Below are 249 nucleotides of genomic sequence, written 5' to 3'. Positions count from 1 at the left end.
GCGAATGGCAAAGGTGTCGCGCAGCAACGCGAGCATCTGGTCGGCACTTTTGATAGCGCGCTTTTCGCTGGGCCGATCCAGATAATGGGTCGCATAGTGGGCGTTGGCCAGGGTATGGCGCTTGCCAGGGACCAACAGCGCCGCTTTCAGTTGCCCCATGAACGGTGAGCCAGGGTGGGTGGAGACGTACCAGTTGCCCACTTCATAATCGATGTCGGTTTGCACCTGCAGGTCGAACACGTACAGGCC

At 59.4% G+C, this 249-nt stretch carries 1 protein-coding gene; it reads right to left on the bottom strand.

The window, feature by feature from the left end; genetic code table 11:
• Window positions 1-249 (bottom strand): arylamine N-acetyltransferase (locus AC0L20_RS41510; protein WP_473295913.1); only part of this gene is annotated, 249 nt, incomplete at both ends.

It is taken from the genome of Bradyrhizobium sp. Kon58, assembly GCF_055807455.1.
The sequence above is the reverse complement of the archived record's forward strand: the minus strand, read 5'-3'. Positions and strand labels throughout refer to the sequence as shown.